General features: G+C 64.3%; 11 protein-coding genes and 1 pseudogene. 10 read left to right on the top strand and 2 right to left on the bottom strand.

What is annotated here, in order from left to right; translation table 11 throughout:
- The first annotated feature begins 157 nt into the window (after nt 1-157).
- Genes ACP7AZ_RS16555 through ACP7AZ_RS16565 form a run of 3 tightly spaced genes read left to right on the top strand, consistent with a single transcriptional unit; the run spans nt 158 to nt 2,398 of the window.
- The gene (locus ACP7AZ_RS16555; RefSeq protein ID WP_426039726.1) at nt 158-1,126 is read left to right on the top strand and encodes a radical SAM protein; all 969 of its coding nucleotides are present in this window, start codon (nt 158-160) and stop codon (nt 1,124-1,126) included.
- A complete protein-coding gene (locus tag ACP7AZ_RS16560) occupies nt 1,123-1,815 on the top strand; it encodes a TIGR04283 family arsenosugar biosynthesis glycosyltransferase (protein ID WP_426039728.1) in 693 nt (230 codons plus the stop codon). The genes ACP7AZ_RS16555 and ACP7AZ_RS16560 overlap by 4 nt, the downstream gene beginning before the upstream one ends.
- A complete protein-coding gene (locus ACP7AZ_RS16565; protein WP_426039730.1) occupies nt 1,805-2,398 on the top strand; it encodes a TIGR04282 family arsenosugar biosynthesis glycosyltransferase in 594 nt (197 codons plus the stop codon). The genes ACP7AZ_RS16560 and ACP7AZ_RS16565 overlap by 11 nt, the downstream gene beginning before the upstream one ends.
- Here ACP7AZ_RS16565 and mtnP read toward each other — a convergent pair.
- Nucleotides 2,385-3,257, bottom strand: a complete 873-nt coding sequence (mtnP, locus tag ACP7AZ_RS16570) for an S-methyl-5'-thioadenosine phosphorylase (protein ID WP_426039732.1) — start codon at nt 3,255-3,257, stop codon at nt 2,385-2,387. The genes ACP7AZ_RS16565 and mtnP overlap by 14 nt on opposite strands.
- 28 nt (nt 3,258-3,285) lie before the next feature.
- Nucleotides 3,286-3,756, bottom strand: coding sequence for a hypothetical protein (locus ACP7AZ_RS16575; RefSeq protein WP_426039733.1), 471 nt, complete (start codon nt 3,754-3,756; stop codon nt 3,286-3,288).
- Between the two features lie 353 nt (nt 3,757-4,109).
- On the opposite strand from ACP7AZ_RS16575, the gene ACP7AZ_RS16580 reads away from it, so the two are divergent.
- The 7 genes and pseudogenes from ACP7AZ_RS16580 (at nt 4,110) to ACP7AZ_RS16610 (ending at nt 16,138) form a co-directional block, all read left to right on the top strand.
- The gene (locus ACP7AZ_RS16580; protein WP_426039735.1) at nt 4,110-5,153 is read left to right on the top strand and encodes an extracellular solute-binding protein; all 1,044 of its coding nucleotides are present in this window, start codon (nt 4,110-4,112) and stop codon (nt 5,151-5,153) included.
- A gap of 59 nt (nt 5,154-5,212) precedes the next feature.
- Entirely contained in the window at nt 5,213-6,775 is a 1,563-nt protein-coding gene (locus ACP7AZ_RS16585) for an ABC transporter permease (protein WP_426039737.1), read from the top strand.
- A complete protein-coding gene (locus ACP7AZ_RS16590) occupies nt 6,762-7,787 on the top strand; it encodes an ABC transporter ATP-binding protein (protein WP_426039738.1) in 1,026 nt (341 codons plus the stop codon). The genes ACP7AZ_RS16585 and ACP7AZ_RS16590 overlap by 14 nt, the downstream gene beginning before the upstream one ends.
- Nucleotides 7,788-8,354: 567 nt before the next feature.
- On the top strand, nt 8,355-9,368 hold the full coding sequence (locus tag ACP7AZ_RS16595) for a sensor histidine kinase (protein ID WP_426039740.1): 1,014 nt from the start codon (nt 8,355-8,357) through the stop codon (nt 9,366-9,368).
- Nucleotides 9,369-10,333: 965 nt separating this feature from the next.
- Nucleotides 10,334-10,654: pseudogene (locus ACP7AZ_RS16600) on the top strand (transposase); the annotation flags it as partial.
- 762 nt (nt 10,655-11,416) lie between these two features.
- A complete protein-coding gene (locus ACP7AZ_RS16605) occupies nt 11,417-14,542 on the top strand; it encodes a TonB-dependent receptor (protein WP_426039742.1) in 3,126 nt (1,041 codons plus the stop codon).
- Nucleotides 14,543-14,704: 162 nt separating this feature from the next.
- Nucleotides 14,705-16,138: a tetratricopeptide repeat-containing sulfotransferase family protein gene (locus ACP7AZ_RS16610; RefSeq protein ID WP_426039744.1), complete on the top strand. Its 1,434-nt coding sequence runs from the start codon at nt 14,705-14,707 to the stop codon at nt 16,136-16,138.
- Nucleotides 16,139-16,539: the final 401 nt, after the last annotated feature.

Here is a 16,539-nt window from a genome sequence, read left to right on the forward strand (position 1 = left end):
TCTCCCTGTGCCCTTGGAACGGACCACGTTACCGGCCGGCGCGCCAGTGTTCGGGCAGGAGGGGAGATGAAACCGTTTGGCGTTCTCCTACGAATAAGACTGGGAATTCCTGGACCGGCCCTGTGACGCACGGCTGCGGACTGTCACAAGGATCTCCATGACGACGACCGCATCGCCTTTCGCCACTCACCGTGAGATCGCCCGTCCCGGTCTGTTCGTCGATCCTTTCGTCACGGCTGATGGGGCGTCACGCGCCGCTGTCGCCCAGACGCGGCTGGAGACCCTGTGGTTCAACACCGGGACGCTCTGCAACATCGCCTGCGCCAACTGCTATATCGAGAGTTCGCCGACCAATGACGCTCTGACCTATCTGACTGTCGAGGACGTGGCCCAGTATCTGGCCGAAATCGCCGACCACGGCCTGCCCACCCGCGAGATCGGCTTCACGGGCGGCGAGCCATTCATGAATCCCGGCATCCTGACGATGCTGCAGACGTCTCTCGATGCGGGACATGAAGCTCTCGTTCTCACCAACGCCATGCGGCCGATGCTGCGTTGGGGCGACCGGCTGGCCGATCTCGCAGTCCTTCATCGCGATCGTCTGACGTTTCGCGTCAGCCTCGATCACCACACCGAGGTCGTCCACGATGCCGAGCGCGGTTCCGGGTCATGGGACAAGGCGTGGGAGGGCCTGGACTGGCTTGGAGCACGCGACCTGCGGATTGCGGTCGCCGGTCGCCGTTTGGCCTCTGAGGGCGAGGCAGACGCGCGGGTCGCCTATGCGGACCTGTTCCGGTCGCGCGGGCTGGCGATCGACGCGGCGGACCCGGCAGCCTTGGTGCTATTTCCCGAGATGGAACCAGATCGGGCCGTGCCGGAAATCACAGAAGCCTGCTGGGGTATCCTGAACCGGGCCCCCGAACAGATGATGTGCGCCACAAGCCGCATGGTCGTGCGCCGCAAAGGCGCTGCAGAAGCCGCCGTCGTGGCCTGCACACTTACCCCCTACGATCCTCAATTCGAGATGGGTCGGACGCTTCGCGAAGCCTCAGGCCAGGTACAGCTCAACCATCCCTTCTGCGCCCAGTTCTGCGTGCTCGGGGGCGCAAGCTGCAGCGCCGGATGACGCCGCCTGTGCCATCACTAGACGACCTCGATGTCGTTATCCCGGTTCTCAATGGTGGCGATCGTCTGGTCCAGACCCTCAAGGCTCTGCCGGCGGTGCATCAGGTCATCGTCGTCGATGGAGGATCGACTGACGGCTCCGAAGTCGTTGCCGCCGGCGAGGGGGCTCACGTCCTGTTGTCGGCCCCGGGGCGTGGCGCGCAACTCGTTCTCGGGGCCCAAGCGTCCAGGGCGCAATGGCTCCTGTTTCTGCACGCCGATACCGTTCTGGATGACGCCGCATGGGCAGCGACTGCCTCCTTTATCGACCGACCAAAAGCAGCTGACTGCGCTGCTGTGTTCCGCCTCACACTCGACGACCCGGCCTGGCAGGCGCGTGTGCTGGAGCTCTGCGTCCGCCTCCGGGTCGCCTTTCTCGCTTTGCCCTACGGAGATCAGGGCCTTTTGATCCATCGTGACCTCTATGCCGAGGTGGGAGGCTTTGCCGCCCTGCCGCTGATGGAGGATGTCGATCTGGTCCTCCGGCTGGGACGACGACGGCTTTGTCTACTCGACGGTGCAGCCCTGACCTCGGCCGAGCGCTGGCGGCGTCGCGGCTGGATGCGTCAGACCGCTCGCAATCTGGGCTGTCTGACGCTGTATTTCATCGGCGTCGCCCCCGACCGGATTGCTGAGTTCTATGCGCGCTGATCCCACCCAGCAGCATCTGGTCCTTTTCGCGCGCCAGCCCCGCTACGGCGTGGGCAAGCGCCGTCTTGCCGCCGACGTCGGCAATCTCGAGGCGCTGCGGTTCGCGCGCGCGTCGCTGGGTCGCCTGCGGCGCACCCTGGGATCTGACCCGCGCTGGACCCTGTGGATCGCCGTCTCGCCCGATCGACCCACCGGCTGGGCCACGCCGGCGCGGGTGGTTGCTCAGGGGGCGGGCGATCTCGGCGAGCGCTTGAGCCGCGTCGTTCGTGCGCTGCCACCGGGGCCGCTGGTCATCCTTGGAGCAGACACCCCGACCGTGACCCGGCGGGACGTCGCCGACGCCTTTTCCGCCCTCGGTCGGCACGACGCAGTTTTCGGGCCAGCGCGCGACGGCGGATATTGGCTGATCGGCCTGCGCCGTCGGCTTCGCCAGCACCTGCCCTTCGACGGTGTGCGCTGGTCGACTGAACACGCTTTGGCCGACACGATGGCGGCAATGGACGGCCGAACCATTGCCCTGTTGCGGACGCAGGAAGACGTGGACGACGGCCCGTCGCTTCGACGTTACCTCAGCCGGCGCTGAACAGTCTCGGGCAGATCCCCGAAAGCTTGCGCATCAAGGCCGGGTCGCGGACGGCGGGATCGGTCACCACCGCCCGGTCCAGTCCGCTGTCGATGGGGGAGGCAGGGCGTGACTTGGGCAGGGCGCGGACCAACTCGCCCAGCATCCGCCGGGCCATGTCCGCATTGGCCCGCATCGTCGCCAAGACGTCCGTCACCTCGACATGGGCGGTTTCCGCGCGCCAGCAGTCATAGTCGGTGACCATGCAGACGTTCGCGTAGGGCAGCTCGGCTTCGCGCGCCAGACGAGCCTCCGGCATGGCCGTCATGCCGATGACCGAACAGCCCCAGCTCCGGTACAGCTCGCTCTCCGCCCGGGTCGAGAACTGCGGACCCTCGATGGCGACATAGGTCCCGCCCTCCACGGTCGTCGCTCCGGCCGCCCGCGCCGCAGTGGAGGCTGCGCTCGACATGACTGGACAGACAGGATCGGCCATCGAGACATGGGCAACGAGGCCTGGACCAAAGAACGAGGACGGCCGCGCAACTGACCTGTCGATGAACTGGTCCACCACGACAAAAGTGCCGGGCGGCAGATCCTCGCGCAATGATCCCACAGCAGAAACCGAGATCAAATCCGTGCAGCCGGCCCGTTTCAACACGTCGATATTGGCGCGGGCGTTGATCGCCCCGGGGGTAATGCGATGGCCCTGTCCATGGCGAGGCAGGAAGACCATACGTACCCCGTCCAGCTCTCCCATCACAAGGTCGTCGGAAGGCGCACCCCACGGCGATTCCACCGTCAGAGTCTTGCGGTTTGTCAGGCCGTCGAGGTCGTAAAGCCCCGACCCGCCCATCACGCCGATCACCCAGTCCTTCATTCCGTTTGTCTCCCGATCCGGCGTCAAATTACTTCGCCAAGGCCTTGTAGGACAGACCAAGCATCAGGCCGAATGCGATGTGCGAAACGATCGAGATGGTGTTCCTCGCCATAGCGAACCAAGGGAAGACTGAGGTCATGCCGTAGAAGTTGACGACGTAGAGGCCCAGTCCGACGGCGGCCCCAACAATCACGGCCATCAGCCAGCCAAAGCGACTGGCGATCAGGGCGAAGGCCACGCCGATGACGATCGACAGCATGAAGTGGACGGCCATGGCGGCCATGAGCACCATCAGGTCGAAGGTGGCCGGAGGCGGCAACACGCCCTCGCCCATGACGATGGCGGCGATCATCCGGGGCGGCCCCCAAGGACTGGCGCCGGACAGGGCCACCAGCACCATCTCCATCATCATGAAGGCACCACCAGCGATGAGGCCAGCCAGGGCGCCGGCCTTCAAACGAGACCGGCTTGAAGTTTCAACGTGCATTTGGATGGTCATGACATCTTCCAGAAGTGGATAGGGCTCGACGCCGGAGCAACTCCATTCGCGGACATGGCGCGCTGGTTACAGCCACATCCGGTTCTGAGACATTTTCAGTCTCGAAGGCCGGCAGCGGTACTGCGTTGTCTCGGGCTAAAGCGGCGTGTTGTCGCCGGATGTTAGAATCCGCTTGTGGCGCTCGTCAGACGTTCCTTGCCAACCGCCGCTCCTGACTCAAAAGAGCGGTTGGGAGTGTCTGCTTCCAGGCTTTGACCTGATCCGATGCCCGGTTGGGGCTCGCGCAGGACTTCTGTCGCACTGCGTTTGCGCTTGACCTGTCGATCGATCGAACCGAAACGGTCGATATGCACATGCGAACCAACCTCATTATCTGCGTTGCAGTCGCTGCACTGCTCGCCGCCTGTGGCCAAGATGGTGGCCGCCCCGCCGCGGGGGCCGATGCGGGTGTGGTCAATCTCTACACCGCACGCCACTACGACACCGACGACGCCCTCTACGAGCGTTTTACCGAAGAGACCGGCATCCGCGTCAACGTCATTGAGGGCAATGCCGATCAGCTGATCGCCCGGATGACCAGCGAGGGTTCGGCCAGCCCCGCCGACCTGTTCGTCGCCGCCGACGCCGGTGCCCTGTGGCGGGCCCAGAGCGCCGACCTACTGCAGGCTACGACGTCCGAGGCGCTGAACGCTGCAATCCCCGCCAATCTGCGCGATCCGGAGGGACGCTGGTTCGGCCTGAATCGCCGCGCCCGGATCGTCGCGTACGACTCCAATAAGGTTCAGCCGGCCGACATCGACACCTATGAGGAGATCGCCTCGCCCCGGTTCCGGGGGCAGCTGTGCGTGCGCTCGGCCGACAGCGTCTACAACCTGTCGCTGGTCGGAGCGCTGATCGAGGCCTGGGGCCCCGAGAAGACCGGCGAATGGGCCCGTGGCGTCGTCGCGAACATGGCCCGCCGGCCCGAAGGCGGCGATCGCGACCAGATCCGCGCCGTCAACGCCGGGGTCTGCGAAATTGCCCTGACCAACAGCTACTACTATATCCGCCTGGCGAACGGCGAGGATGCCGCCGATCGCGCGGTGACCGAGAAGGTCAAGCTGGCCTTCCCGTCGCTGGACGGGCAGGGGGCGCACGTCAATATCTCGGGCGGAGGCGTCACCGCCAATGCGCCGAACCGGGACAACGCCGTCCGCTTGCTTGAATTCCTCGCTTCGCCTGAGGCCCAGACGATGGTCTCGGCGGGCAACAACGAGTATCCGGCCAGCCCGAACGTTCCCGCCCCCGCCCCGACCGATGCATATGCCGACTTCACGGCCCATCCGATGTCGGTCGCGACATATGGTCCGCGTCAGGCCGAGGCGCAGAGCCTGATGAGCGCGGCGGGCTGGCGATAGCCTCCGAGGCGCTTTCCACGCCCCCTGACCGGCGCGCTCCTCGCGTTGGCGGGCTCACGATGCTGAGGCTGCTGGCCTGGCTGGCCGCTGGCGTCGCCGTCGCCCCGTTGATCGGGGTGATCGCTGCAGCGTTCGGGGATGGCGGTGCCGACATCGCCGCCTCCGACTTGGTCCGCTATGCACTGACCTCGGTGGCCCTGGCCGTCATGGTCGCCGTGGCCACCGCAGTGATGGGGTCGGTCTCGGCCTGGCTGGTCGTCATGCACCGGTTCCCCGGCCGGACGGTATTTGCCTGGGCTCTGGCCCTGCCGTTGGCAGCCCCCGCCTTTGCCGTCGCCTATGCCTATGCCGATCTGTTCGATGTGGCGGGAGACCTGCGGACCTGGATGCGGGCAGTACCCGGCATCGACTGGGGCCCCCAGATGCGCAGCCTGCCGGGCGCGGCCTTCGTGCTGTCGCTGGCCTTCTATCCTTACGTCTATCTGACCGTACGCGCCGCCTTGGTGAACCAGTCCAGCCAGGCGATGGAGGCGGCGCGCAGTCTCGGCTGTACCCCGATCCAGGCGCTGTTCCGCGTCGGCTTTCCACTGCTGCGCCCGGCCCTGGCCGCCGGCGTCGCCCTGGCGGTGATGGAGACCTTGGCCGATTTCGGCGCGGTCCAGTTCCTCAGCGTCCAGACCCTGACCACCGGCGTGGTGCGGTCTTGGTTCGTCTATGGCTCGCTGGAGGCCGCGGCCCGGCTGGCCCTGCCGCTGCTGGCGGCCGCCGCCGTCCTGCTGTGGATCGAGCGCCTCAGTCGCCGGGGCCGCGTCGATGAAGCTGGGCGCGCCCGCTGGCGTCCCATCGAGCCCGCGCCGCTAAGCACCGGGCGCGGCGTGCTGGCCTTCGTTTTTTGCGCCGGCCTGTTGACGCTGGGGCTGTTCCTGCCCGTCGGATGGCTGGCCTTCAACGCCATCGACATCGCCCCGGACTGGAGCCGTCTGACCCTCGCCGCCGGCCACAGCCTCGGTCTGGGCCTCGGCGGAGCCATCGCCACGGTCGCGCTGGCGACCTGTCTGGCCCTCAGCGCCGAGCGGATGCCGGTCACCGCCCGGATCAGTAGCCTGGGCTACGCGACGCCCGGGGCGGTCATGGCCATCGGCCTGCTCGCCCCGGCCTCCATCCTCTGGCAGAACGTTCCCGGCGCGGTGTCGGGTTTGGGCGCCGGGTTGATGTTGCTGATCTACGCCTATGCCGCGCGGCTGATGGCGGCGGCGCTGGAACCGGTCGAGGCCGGTCTGACCCGTGTCACTCCCTCGATGGTCGCCGCCGCCCGCACTCTGGGCAGGGGCGAGACCGGAGCCGCCCTGTCCGTTCGCCTCCCGATCGCGGCTGGTGCCCTGCTGACCGCCACCCTGGTCGTCTTCATCGATGTGGTGAAGGAACTGCCCGCGACCCTGATCCTGAGACCCTTCAACGTCGACACCCTGGCCGTCATCGCCGACAATTACGCGCGCGACGAACGCCTGCCCAACGCGGGTTGGCCCAGTCTGATGATCGTCGGCCTGACCCTGCCCGCCGTGATCTGGCTCACACGCAAGATCACGGCCTCGCGCCCCGGAGATCCGCATGGCCACGCCTGACGCCATTGTCTCGGTCACGGGGGTCAGCCGCGCCTATGGCCGCAAGATCGCGGTCGACCATGCCGACTTGACCCTGTCGCGCGGCTGCATCCTGGGCCTGCTGGGCGCATCGGGCTCGGGCAAGAGCACGCTTCTGAGAACCATCGCCGGCCTTGAGTCCGTCGATGCCGGCACGATCGCGATCGACGGGCAGATCGTCTCGAAACCCGGTCGCATGACTCCGCCGGAGGCCCGCCGCGTCGGCATGGTGTTCCAGGACTTCGCCCTGTTCCCGCACCTGACTGTGGCCCAGAACGTCGGCTTCGGGCTGAAGGGTCACCACGACCGCGACGTCGTCGTCGCCGACCTGCTGGAGCGCCTGCGTCTGGCCGACCGGCACAAGGCCTTCCCCCACGCCCTGTCCGGCGGCGAACAGCAGCGCGTCGCCCTGGCCCGTGCCCTTGCCCGCGATCCCGCCGTCATCCTGCTGGACGAGCCTTTCTCCAGCCTGGACGGATTCCTGCGGGCCGAGGTGCGCGAAGACCTGGTCCAGGCTCTGCGCGACAGCCGCACGTCAGCCATCGTCGTCACCCACGACGCCGAGGACGCCATGATGATGGCCGACGACCTCGCCGTGATGGACGCGGGTCGCATCATCCAGACCGGAACGCCGCAAGACCTTTACGCTCACCCAACCTCGGTCGCAGCGGCCCGGCTGCTTGGTCCGCTCAATCTGGTCGTCGCTCGGGTGAGTGAGGGCGCCGCAACGTCTGTTCTGGGCCGGAAGGCATTCAGCGCGCCCGATGGGTCGGCATGGATGGCAATCCGACCGACAGATCTCAAACTGACCGGACCGCAGGATGGTATAACAGCCCGCGTGGTGTCGGTCAGCTTTGCCGGGGGCTTCAACGTCGTCAGGACAAGGACCGGATCCGAAACGCTGTCGCTACATGTCACAGGCCAGGCGCCTCCAGTAGGGGCTGCGGTCGGTGTGGTGGTGGATGCCGAACGGCTCATGATGCTGCCCGTCTGATGCGATAACGTTCGGCAATGAGCGGTCCGGGGTGCTCGGCACGTTTTGAGTAGATTTGGTGATTGAATGTCGCCTTCTGGGTAAGTTGGGAAAGTCCGGAAGTGGCGCTAGCCGAAGCTTGATGGGTTCGGCAGCGGAAGTCAGCTTCCCCCCCCCCCCCCCCTCAAGGGCATCGGGCGTGTCGGCTTTCCGCCGTGACTTCGATAGCCGCTACCGACCCGTTGTGGATGTTCGACGCACGAACCTCGCGGGTCCCAGTTGGCGCTAGCCGGACCCGTCTGGCCGGCATGGTGCTCGTCTGGGTGTGGATTGGCGTCGAAATCGGACCCATCGAGAGGCAGCCGGTCTCGCCCCGAAATATTAAGCTCATTCAATATGTTATTTTATATCAAGTGGGGTCCCGCCTTCAACGCCGACCAACAACCTTGGCTGGGAGCGATCATAAGTTCATCAGGGCGCTCTCGCTGGCCGCAGGATTTGTCGTATCGGCGAGTTGCGGGAACGGATGGTCGTCGACTACGGTTTAGATTCTAGCTTGGCGCATCAGCTATGGGCGAGCACCTATCCATGAAAACGATGCAGTCAGCGAACGCTCCGGACCGGCCGGTGTGGGATGATCAACACCTGCGTCTGGGGGTGGAAGCCGCTGGCGTCGCCCTCTGGTCGTGGAACGTCGATACGGATCGCCTTACGATGGATCAGTCGGGATACGATCTTTGGGCCGTGCCCACGACCACCGAAGTCACCTTTGAAGACCTGTCCGCCCACATCCATCCGGCTGACCGGGATAGGGTCAGAGCCGGCTTCAATGCGACGCGGGGCATCGTAGGCCCTTACGAGATCGATTTCCGCATCCTGATCAAGGAGGAGGTCCGCTGGGTGTCTGCTCGGGGACGCGGCGATGATGAGGGCATTCTCAATCGGGTAATGTTCGGGATTTTTCTGGACGTCACTGGCCGTAAACAGGCCGAGGAAGCCAACGAGTTGTTGGCGGGCGAGATGAGCCATCGGGTCAAGAACCTCATCACGATCGCCGGGGCGCTCACGACAATGACGTCGCGGTCGACCGAGACCAAGGAAGAGATGGTCAGCGATCTCACGCACCGGCTCGCCGCGTTGGGACGCGCGCATGATCTCGTTCGACCTGTCCCGGGCCAGACGGAGAACGCAGCTCTTCTCGGTGATCTGCTCTCGGTCCTGCTGACGCCCTACGATGATCTGGGGGCGTTCAGCGGGCGCGTTCGGGTTGCCGTGCCCAGAATGGGAATTGGGGAAGTCTCGGCGACCAACCTGGCGTTGGTGCTGCATGAACTGGCGACCAATTCTGTCAAATACGGTGCGCTTTCGGTGCCGACTGGACTTCTCGATGTGGCCTGCCAGATCGATGAGGATGAGGCGGTAATCGTTTGGACCGAACGGGGCGGGCCTCCATGCGTCGCCCCAACGTCCACGAGCGGCTTCGGGAGCAAACTCTTGAACCGCATAATGACCCATCAGTTTGGCGGCTCGATAGCGTATGACTGGCCCAGCGAAGGGGCCATCGTGACGCTTCGCCTCAAGGCGACGCGGTTGGCCCTTTAGGGCGTTCCTAGATCAGCAATCACCCAGGCGCCGGATGGCGGCAACGGGTGGATACTGTTGAAAAAGTTCGGTGACCGTTGAAACGGCGCAAACCGCGTGTTGGCCACCAAATCCCGCTCTTGCGAAATCAATCGCTTAGTTTTTCGTAACGGTGCCAGATCGGGTAAAAAAGCCCGATCACGTGAGGCTTGCGGACTGCTTCAAAAGTATCGGTGGAAAGCGGACATCACGGGCATCACGATGTAACCTGCCGGGAGATTTGAGCGAAAGAGGATTGGAGCTAACATCCAGCCTCTCCCACCAATACAGGCCCTATGACTCGTTTCCGGCGTAGCCTTTTGGCCTTGATCAGTGCGACGTTTGCGCTCTCTTCGATGCTGTTCGTGGCGACGGTCACGCTGGCGTCGAGCACTCTCGCGAGTGAGGCACCAAGCATGGTGATGTCATCGGCAATGCCATGCGAGCCCGACAAGCCAATCTGTTCAACAGATTGCGCCGTCTTGTGTCATGCACTTCTCATCCAGTTGCCTATGCTCGCTCGGCCTGAATCCACCTCCAGAGCAACCTATCGGGTCCTAAATACGTCGCTGAGGTCGCTCATGGTTGAAGCAGAAGACCCGCCACCCCGATGAATTTCGCAGATCGATCCAAAAGCTTTTTTCCAAATTATCGAAACGGATTTCACTATGAAAAGAACTTTGACGATTGCAGGTCTCCTGCTTCTCGCTTCCGGGACCGCCGCCTTCGCGGCTTCGCCCGATATGGTCATCAGTGCTGTGGTTTCTTGCTGCGATGCCATCGCAGCCTGCTGCGGCGGCACGATGCCCTGCTGCCCATAGACTAACCTGAACTCACGGAAGGAGCACCCGGTCGAAAGGCCGGGTGCTTTTTTTATGGCCCGTCACCGGACCTATTCAATGTCTGCAACTGATGCTGTGGACGGCTCTCCACCCCTGCGGGAGCATGACCCAGGCATCTTCCGCACCGGTCGCGACCTCGCGGCCTGGATCGGGCTTGTTCCGCGACAGAACTCCAGCGGCGGCAAGGAGCGGCTTGGCTCGATCTGCAAGGCCGGCCATCGCTACTTGCGCCAGATGCTGGTCGTGGGCGCAATGGCGGTGATCCGGCACGCAGAACGCTCGGCCAAGAAGCGTCCATGGCTGGCGCAGCTTCTTGCGCGGCGAAAGGCGAAGGTCGCCGCCGTCGCATTGGCTAACAAAACCGCCCGGACCGTCTGGGCGATGATGATGACCGGAGAGCGCTACCGCGAGCCGCTGCCGGCCTGAAGACAAGCGCAGTCCGCTGCGCTCACGATGTTGGAAAGGGCAAACTGAACTGATGCAACAAGCCGGTTGAAACCGCCGGACCAGGAGACCCCGCTTCGACCCTGCACCGCGAGTGCTCGCAACTGGTCGGGACCTGGCACGCGCGATCAAGGCATTATGGCCAGCGGCCTTAAGCGCCGCAGCAAAAGGCCGAACACATGGCCGCACCAACCAGCGTTGCAAATCGTTCGATTACCCCTTGCCGACGGAGAGCCGTCCACACAGGGTCGAATAGCGACCTGGGCTGTTGATCGGCGTTGAAAACGGGACTTCACCGGATATGAAACAATACATTGAATGAGCTTGATATTTCGGGGCGAGACGTGGGCTCGACAGAAGCCTGTCAGCACACGTGCCAACGTATTGTTATATAGCGAGTTCAACTACCTAGGCTGCCTCTCGATGGGGCCCGATTTCGACGCCGATCAACAATCCTGACAGCGCCTGACATCCAGGCACTTTATTCGAGCTGCTTGTAATATGTCATCGCTATTACGTTTCTACGTTCGATGACGACTGTTTGTTTAAACTGCGACCTAAATACGACGGTCTCCAGACAAAACCATTACAAACTCGTAATTTCATTGGCGGTCCGAAGTTGACCGAGGCTAACGTCCTCGGACGCGCGTGGTCCAGGCAGTCGCGAATCCATCCACGGTGAAGCTTGAAGCTTGGCCAATGTTCGGGAGTACGATTTTGAGGAAGCAGCCCATTCGCCAGAGAATGCTCACCACCACAATGATGGGCGGCGTTGCCCTAATCGCCATGGCCGCTGTTCCGGTGGCCGCTGTCGTTGCCATGCCGACGACGGCCGTGGCTCAGGACTTCAGCTCCGGCTCCCTTGAAGGCGTTGTTCGCGATGCCTCGGGCAGCCCCGTCTCTGGGGCGGCCGTCTCGGTGCGTTCCAACGAACAGGGCGTGACGCGGTCGCTGACAACGGATACGGCCGGCCGTTTCCGCGTGCCCCTGATCCCGATCGGCGCCTACACCGTGACGATCACGTCGCCCGGCTACGCGCCGATCTCCCAGTCCGCCGCTGTCGGCCTGGGCGGCGCGTCCGGCTATGAGTTCAGCCTGAATGCCGAGAGCGCTGATGGCGCGACCAACCTTGACGACATCGTGGTGACCGCCGCGCGCCAGACCCTGGCCTTCAACGAGACGACCGCCGGCCTGGTGGTCAACCTCGAAGAGCTGGTCAAGACCGTGCCGCTGGGACGCGACATCACCTCGGTGGTGCTGCTGGCACCGTCGACTATCCAAGGCGATTCGACCTTCGGCAACCTGCCGGCAATCGGCGGGTCTTCGGTGGCCGAGAACGCGTTCTATGTGAACGGCCTGAACATCACCAACTTCGATAACTATATCGGTGCCTCGACGGTGCCGTTCGACTTTTACCGTTCGGTCGAGGTCAAGACTGGCGGCTATCCGGCCGAGTTCGGGCGCGCCACCGGCGGTATCGTCAACGCGGTGACCAAGTCCGGTTCGAACGACTTCACCTTCGCCCTGCGCGGCAACTATTCGCCCGACTCCCTGCGGACCCAGTCGCGCGACACTTACCTGGCCCGGAACGAGCTCGACGAACGTGACAACTATTCCTTCACCGTCGAAGCCGGCGGGCCGATCATCCGCGATCGACTGTTCATCTTCGGTCTGGCCCAGTTCCAGGAAACGGAGAACTTCGACGCCAGCATCACGGGGCGCACCGCGACGCTCCAGCGGCAGGACGACCCGTTCTACGGCGTCAAGGTCGATGGTTACATTACCGACGACCACCGCGTCGAGCTGACCTATTTCGACACCACCCGCGAGACGGAGAACTTCACCACCTCCTTCGACCCGGCGACGGACGCGGTCGGCACCTATCCCGAGCTGCCGACGATCAATGAGCTCGGCGGCGAAAGCTATGTGCTGCGCTACACAGGCCAGTTCACCGACTGGTTCACCCTGTCGGCCGCTTACGGCCGTAACGAGGACCGCGACAACGGCATCCCCGCACGCACTGACATTCCGTTCGTCCAGGATGCACGCGCCGCGGGTCGCAGGACCAACCCGCGGCCTTTGTTCCGGGCCAGCCCCAACCAGCCCGCAGCGACCGTTAACGTCGCCCAAACCAGCCGGACCTTCTACCGCGCAGACGCTGACTTCTACTTCTCCTTCTTCGGCGATCACCACGTCCGCGCCGGCTATGAGCTCGAAGAGACCGAGCTGGACAAATCGGCGTTCCGCACCGGCCAGTTCGGTGCCAACCTGGTTTATCGTCGCGCCGTTCCCGGCACGCTTCAGGCCATCGGCGGCAACCTGCGTCCCGGTCAGGAATACGTCGAGTTCTCGACCTTCCGCTCGGGTGGCAGCTTCACCGGCGAGAACGAAGCTTTCTACATCCAGGACTCCTGGGATGCGACCGAACAACTGACGCTCAGCCTCGGTGTGCGTCTGGACAAGTTCGCGCTCAACAATGCGGCCGGCGAAGAGTTCATCGGCTTCGACGGAGAGCTCGGTCCGCGCCTCGGCTTCACCTTCGATCCGGGCAACGACAACCGCAGTCGCGTATATGGCTCCTACGGCCGCTACTATCTGCCGGTCGCGTCCAACACCGCCTTCCGGGGTGCGGCCAACGAACTGTTCTTCAGCCAGTTCTACCTGTTGAACGGCTATACCCCAGTCGCGCCGGGTACGTTCACGGGAAACACCGAGAACGCGGACGGCGCCGCTATCCTCGCCCAGCGTCCCTACAGCGCCGACGGTATCCCGCTGCAACTGGGAGCCCAGATCGTGAATTGGAGAGGCGCGGTCGCTTGCCCCGCCGGAGCTGGTGGCCCGGCTCCGGTCGGCTCACTGGGTTGCCGTGTCACGGGCGACGGCACGGTCAAGGACAGCTCGTCTTTCGCGGCCAAAAACCTGGAATCGACAGCGCTCGATGAGTGGCGTCTGGGTTACGAACGTCGTCTTGGCGATCTTTGGACGGTGGGTGCCGAGTTCACCTACCGCGACCTTATCCGCAACGCCGAAGACGTGGCGATCGACGCCGCCGTTTTGGCGCTTTGCAATCGCGAACGGATCGTTGGTTGCGGTAACATCTACACCGGTTTCCACCAGTACGTGCTGGTCAACCCCGGCGCGGCTTCAGAGATCCTGCTCCTAGACCCCCTGCCAGGTGAAACGACCCGCCGCACGGTCAACTTCTCGGCCGCAGACCTGAACTATCCGGAAGCCAAGCGTGAATACACCTCGCTGGCCCTGACCTTCGAACGCGCCTTCGACGGCATCTGGGCGCTGCAAGGTTCCTGGACGATCTCCAAAAGCGAAGGCAACACCGAAGGCTATGTGAAGTCCGACAACGGCCAGACCGATGCGGGCATCACTCAGGACTTCGACCAGCCGGGTCTGACGGACGGCGCGGAAGGTCTGCTTCCGAACCACCGCCTGCATTCGATCAAGCTGTTCGGTTCGTACCAGCTGACCGACAACTTGCTCGTTGGCGGCAACCTGTCGATCAACTCGGGGCGCAAGTTCGGCTGCTTCGGCGTCCACCCGACTGATGTGTTCGCTCAAGCCTATGGAGCGGCGTCCAACTTCTGTCAGGGAGTGTCAGTTCCGCGCGGCACGGCGAGGACCAGCGACTGGATCCAGCAGTTCGATCTGTCGCTTCGCTACACGGTGCCGGAATCGGCCATCCCGGGCGATCTCGTCCTGCGGGCCGACATCTTCAACGTCTTGAACTTGCAGGGCGAGACCGACCTCAACGAGTTCGGTGAAGACAGCGCTCTGACGCCAGACCCGAACTACCTGAAAGCGATCAGCTACCAGCAACCGCGCTTCGTGCGTCTGGGCTTCGACCTGACGTTCTAAGTTCGAACGAGCTGATACGATGAAAGGGGGCGGCGGATTGTCGGGTCCGCCGCCCTTCGCCTCGACCGGGACGACCTTGCGAGCCCCTGAAACGACTGTTACCCGCTAGCCATGACTCCAAAGGATGACCGGCCTCCGCGGGCGCGGATCGAGGCGGCGCTCATGGCCGCCAAGGCCGGCGACGGTGACGGCGCGGCTGCGATATTGACGTGGCTGGTCGAGGACGCCCCTCCGCTGGGCCCGAGCTGGGGTCCCGTCTCACGGCTGGCTCTCACCCTGGGCGGTACCTCGACGGCCATCGCGGCCGCTGGGTACCTTGCCAATCTGGACCGTCTCGACCTGCCGGCTCGCCTGAACCATGCGGCGATGGTGGCCCAGTATGGGGACGGTGCCGAGGCCCGCGATCTCGGCCTAGCCATCGTGGCCGATCACCCGAACCAGCCGGCCGCCTGGCATTTTCTCGGCAGTTGCCGGGCCACGCTTGGCGATGCAGAAGGAGCGATCGTCGACTTCCGGCGCGCCATTGCCGCCTCGCCGGATCCCTTTGCCGTGGCCCCCAGCTGGCTGGCGCTCGCCGGGGCCCGGACGTTCGAGGCGGAAGAAGACGACGACCTGAACGCCATGACGGATCTGCTGGAACGCTGTCCCCCTGCCGGCAGCGCCCTGCCCGAGGCTCAGGCAGTGCTCTACTATGCCGTGGCCAAGGCCCGAGACGACCTAGGGGCGATCGATGCCGCCTTCGACGCCTATGCCCGTGGTGCTGCTCTGGTCTCGGCGACCCGCCCGGACGAGCTCGCCGGTTCTGCGGCCTTCGTCGATGCGGTCATCGCCGGTTCCGCGAGCGAAGACTTGACGCGCTGGCCCGCGGGCATCGACAGCGATCGGCCAATTTTCGTCCTCGGCTTGCCCCGGTCAGGCACGACGCTGGTGGAACAAATCCTGGTCAATCACAGTGGGGTGGCCGGTGGAGGCGAGCTCAATCTGTTCCGTGCGGCCGCCATGCCCATCGGCGGGTTCTCGCCCGCCGCGATCAACGCCTTCGCTACCGCTGGCCCCGACGGGTTCGCTGCCATCGGCCGGGCCTATCTGCGTATGCTGGGCGACCGTTTCGGGCCGGAAGGACGGGTGGTCGACAAGACCCTGAATCACAGTCGCTATCTGGGGCTCATCCACCGCGTCCTGCCCCGGGCGCGTTTCATCTGGCTCAGGCGCGAGCCGGGGGCCACGGCCTGGTCGGCGTTCCGGACCTGGTTCGCCCAGGGCGTAGACTGGAGCTGGTCGCTGGAGCGGATCGCCCGATATTTCGACGACGAGGACCGCTTGCACGCGCACTGGAGCGAGGTGATAGGCGATGCGATCCTGACTGTCCCCTACGAGGCGCTGACGCGTGATCCGGGACCGTGGATCGCCCGCATCGTCGACCACGCTGGCCTGCCGCACGAGCCGGGCCTCGACGCGTTCCACCACACCGACCGGGCCGTGACGACCGCCAGCTTCGCCCAGGTGCGCAGGCCCATCTATACCACCTCGGCCGAGGCGTGGCGTCGGTACGAGCGGCACCTGAAACCGTTCTTCGACGCCCGCACTATTCGATGACCGCAGCAGACCGGGCCGAGGGGGTGGTACAGCCTAGGACCGGCCAAGCGTCAGGCCTTGGAAGTCGGCCGACCCGATGTCCGTTGTCCACCGACACTGTTGAAAAAAAAGTCCGCGAGCCTGTCGTGATCGTTCTTTTTGGGCCAACTGGGCACCGTTGCGAAACGCTGCGCGATTGATCTCGCTAAGGCGCGATTTCGGGGGCAGAACACCGTTTGCGCCGTTTCAGCCTGTGGATCGGCGTCGCAGTTGGAGCCCGTCGAACGAGCCTTAAGTAGCTGAACTAGAGCACTTTGCGATCTGATTGAATCGCAGGGGATTCCCAAGGGAGCCGGGTTCTGATTCAACATTCCTGCTGGAGGCGGAGGCCAGCATGAATGAGCAAGGCGCTTTCGGTGGAT

It is taken from the genome of Brevundimonas sp. DC300-4, from assembly GCF_049897365.1.
Classification (GTDB): domain Bacteria; phylum Pseudomonadota; class Alphaproteobacteria; order Caulobacterales; family Caulobacteraceae; genus Brevundimonas.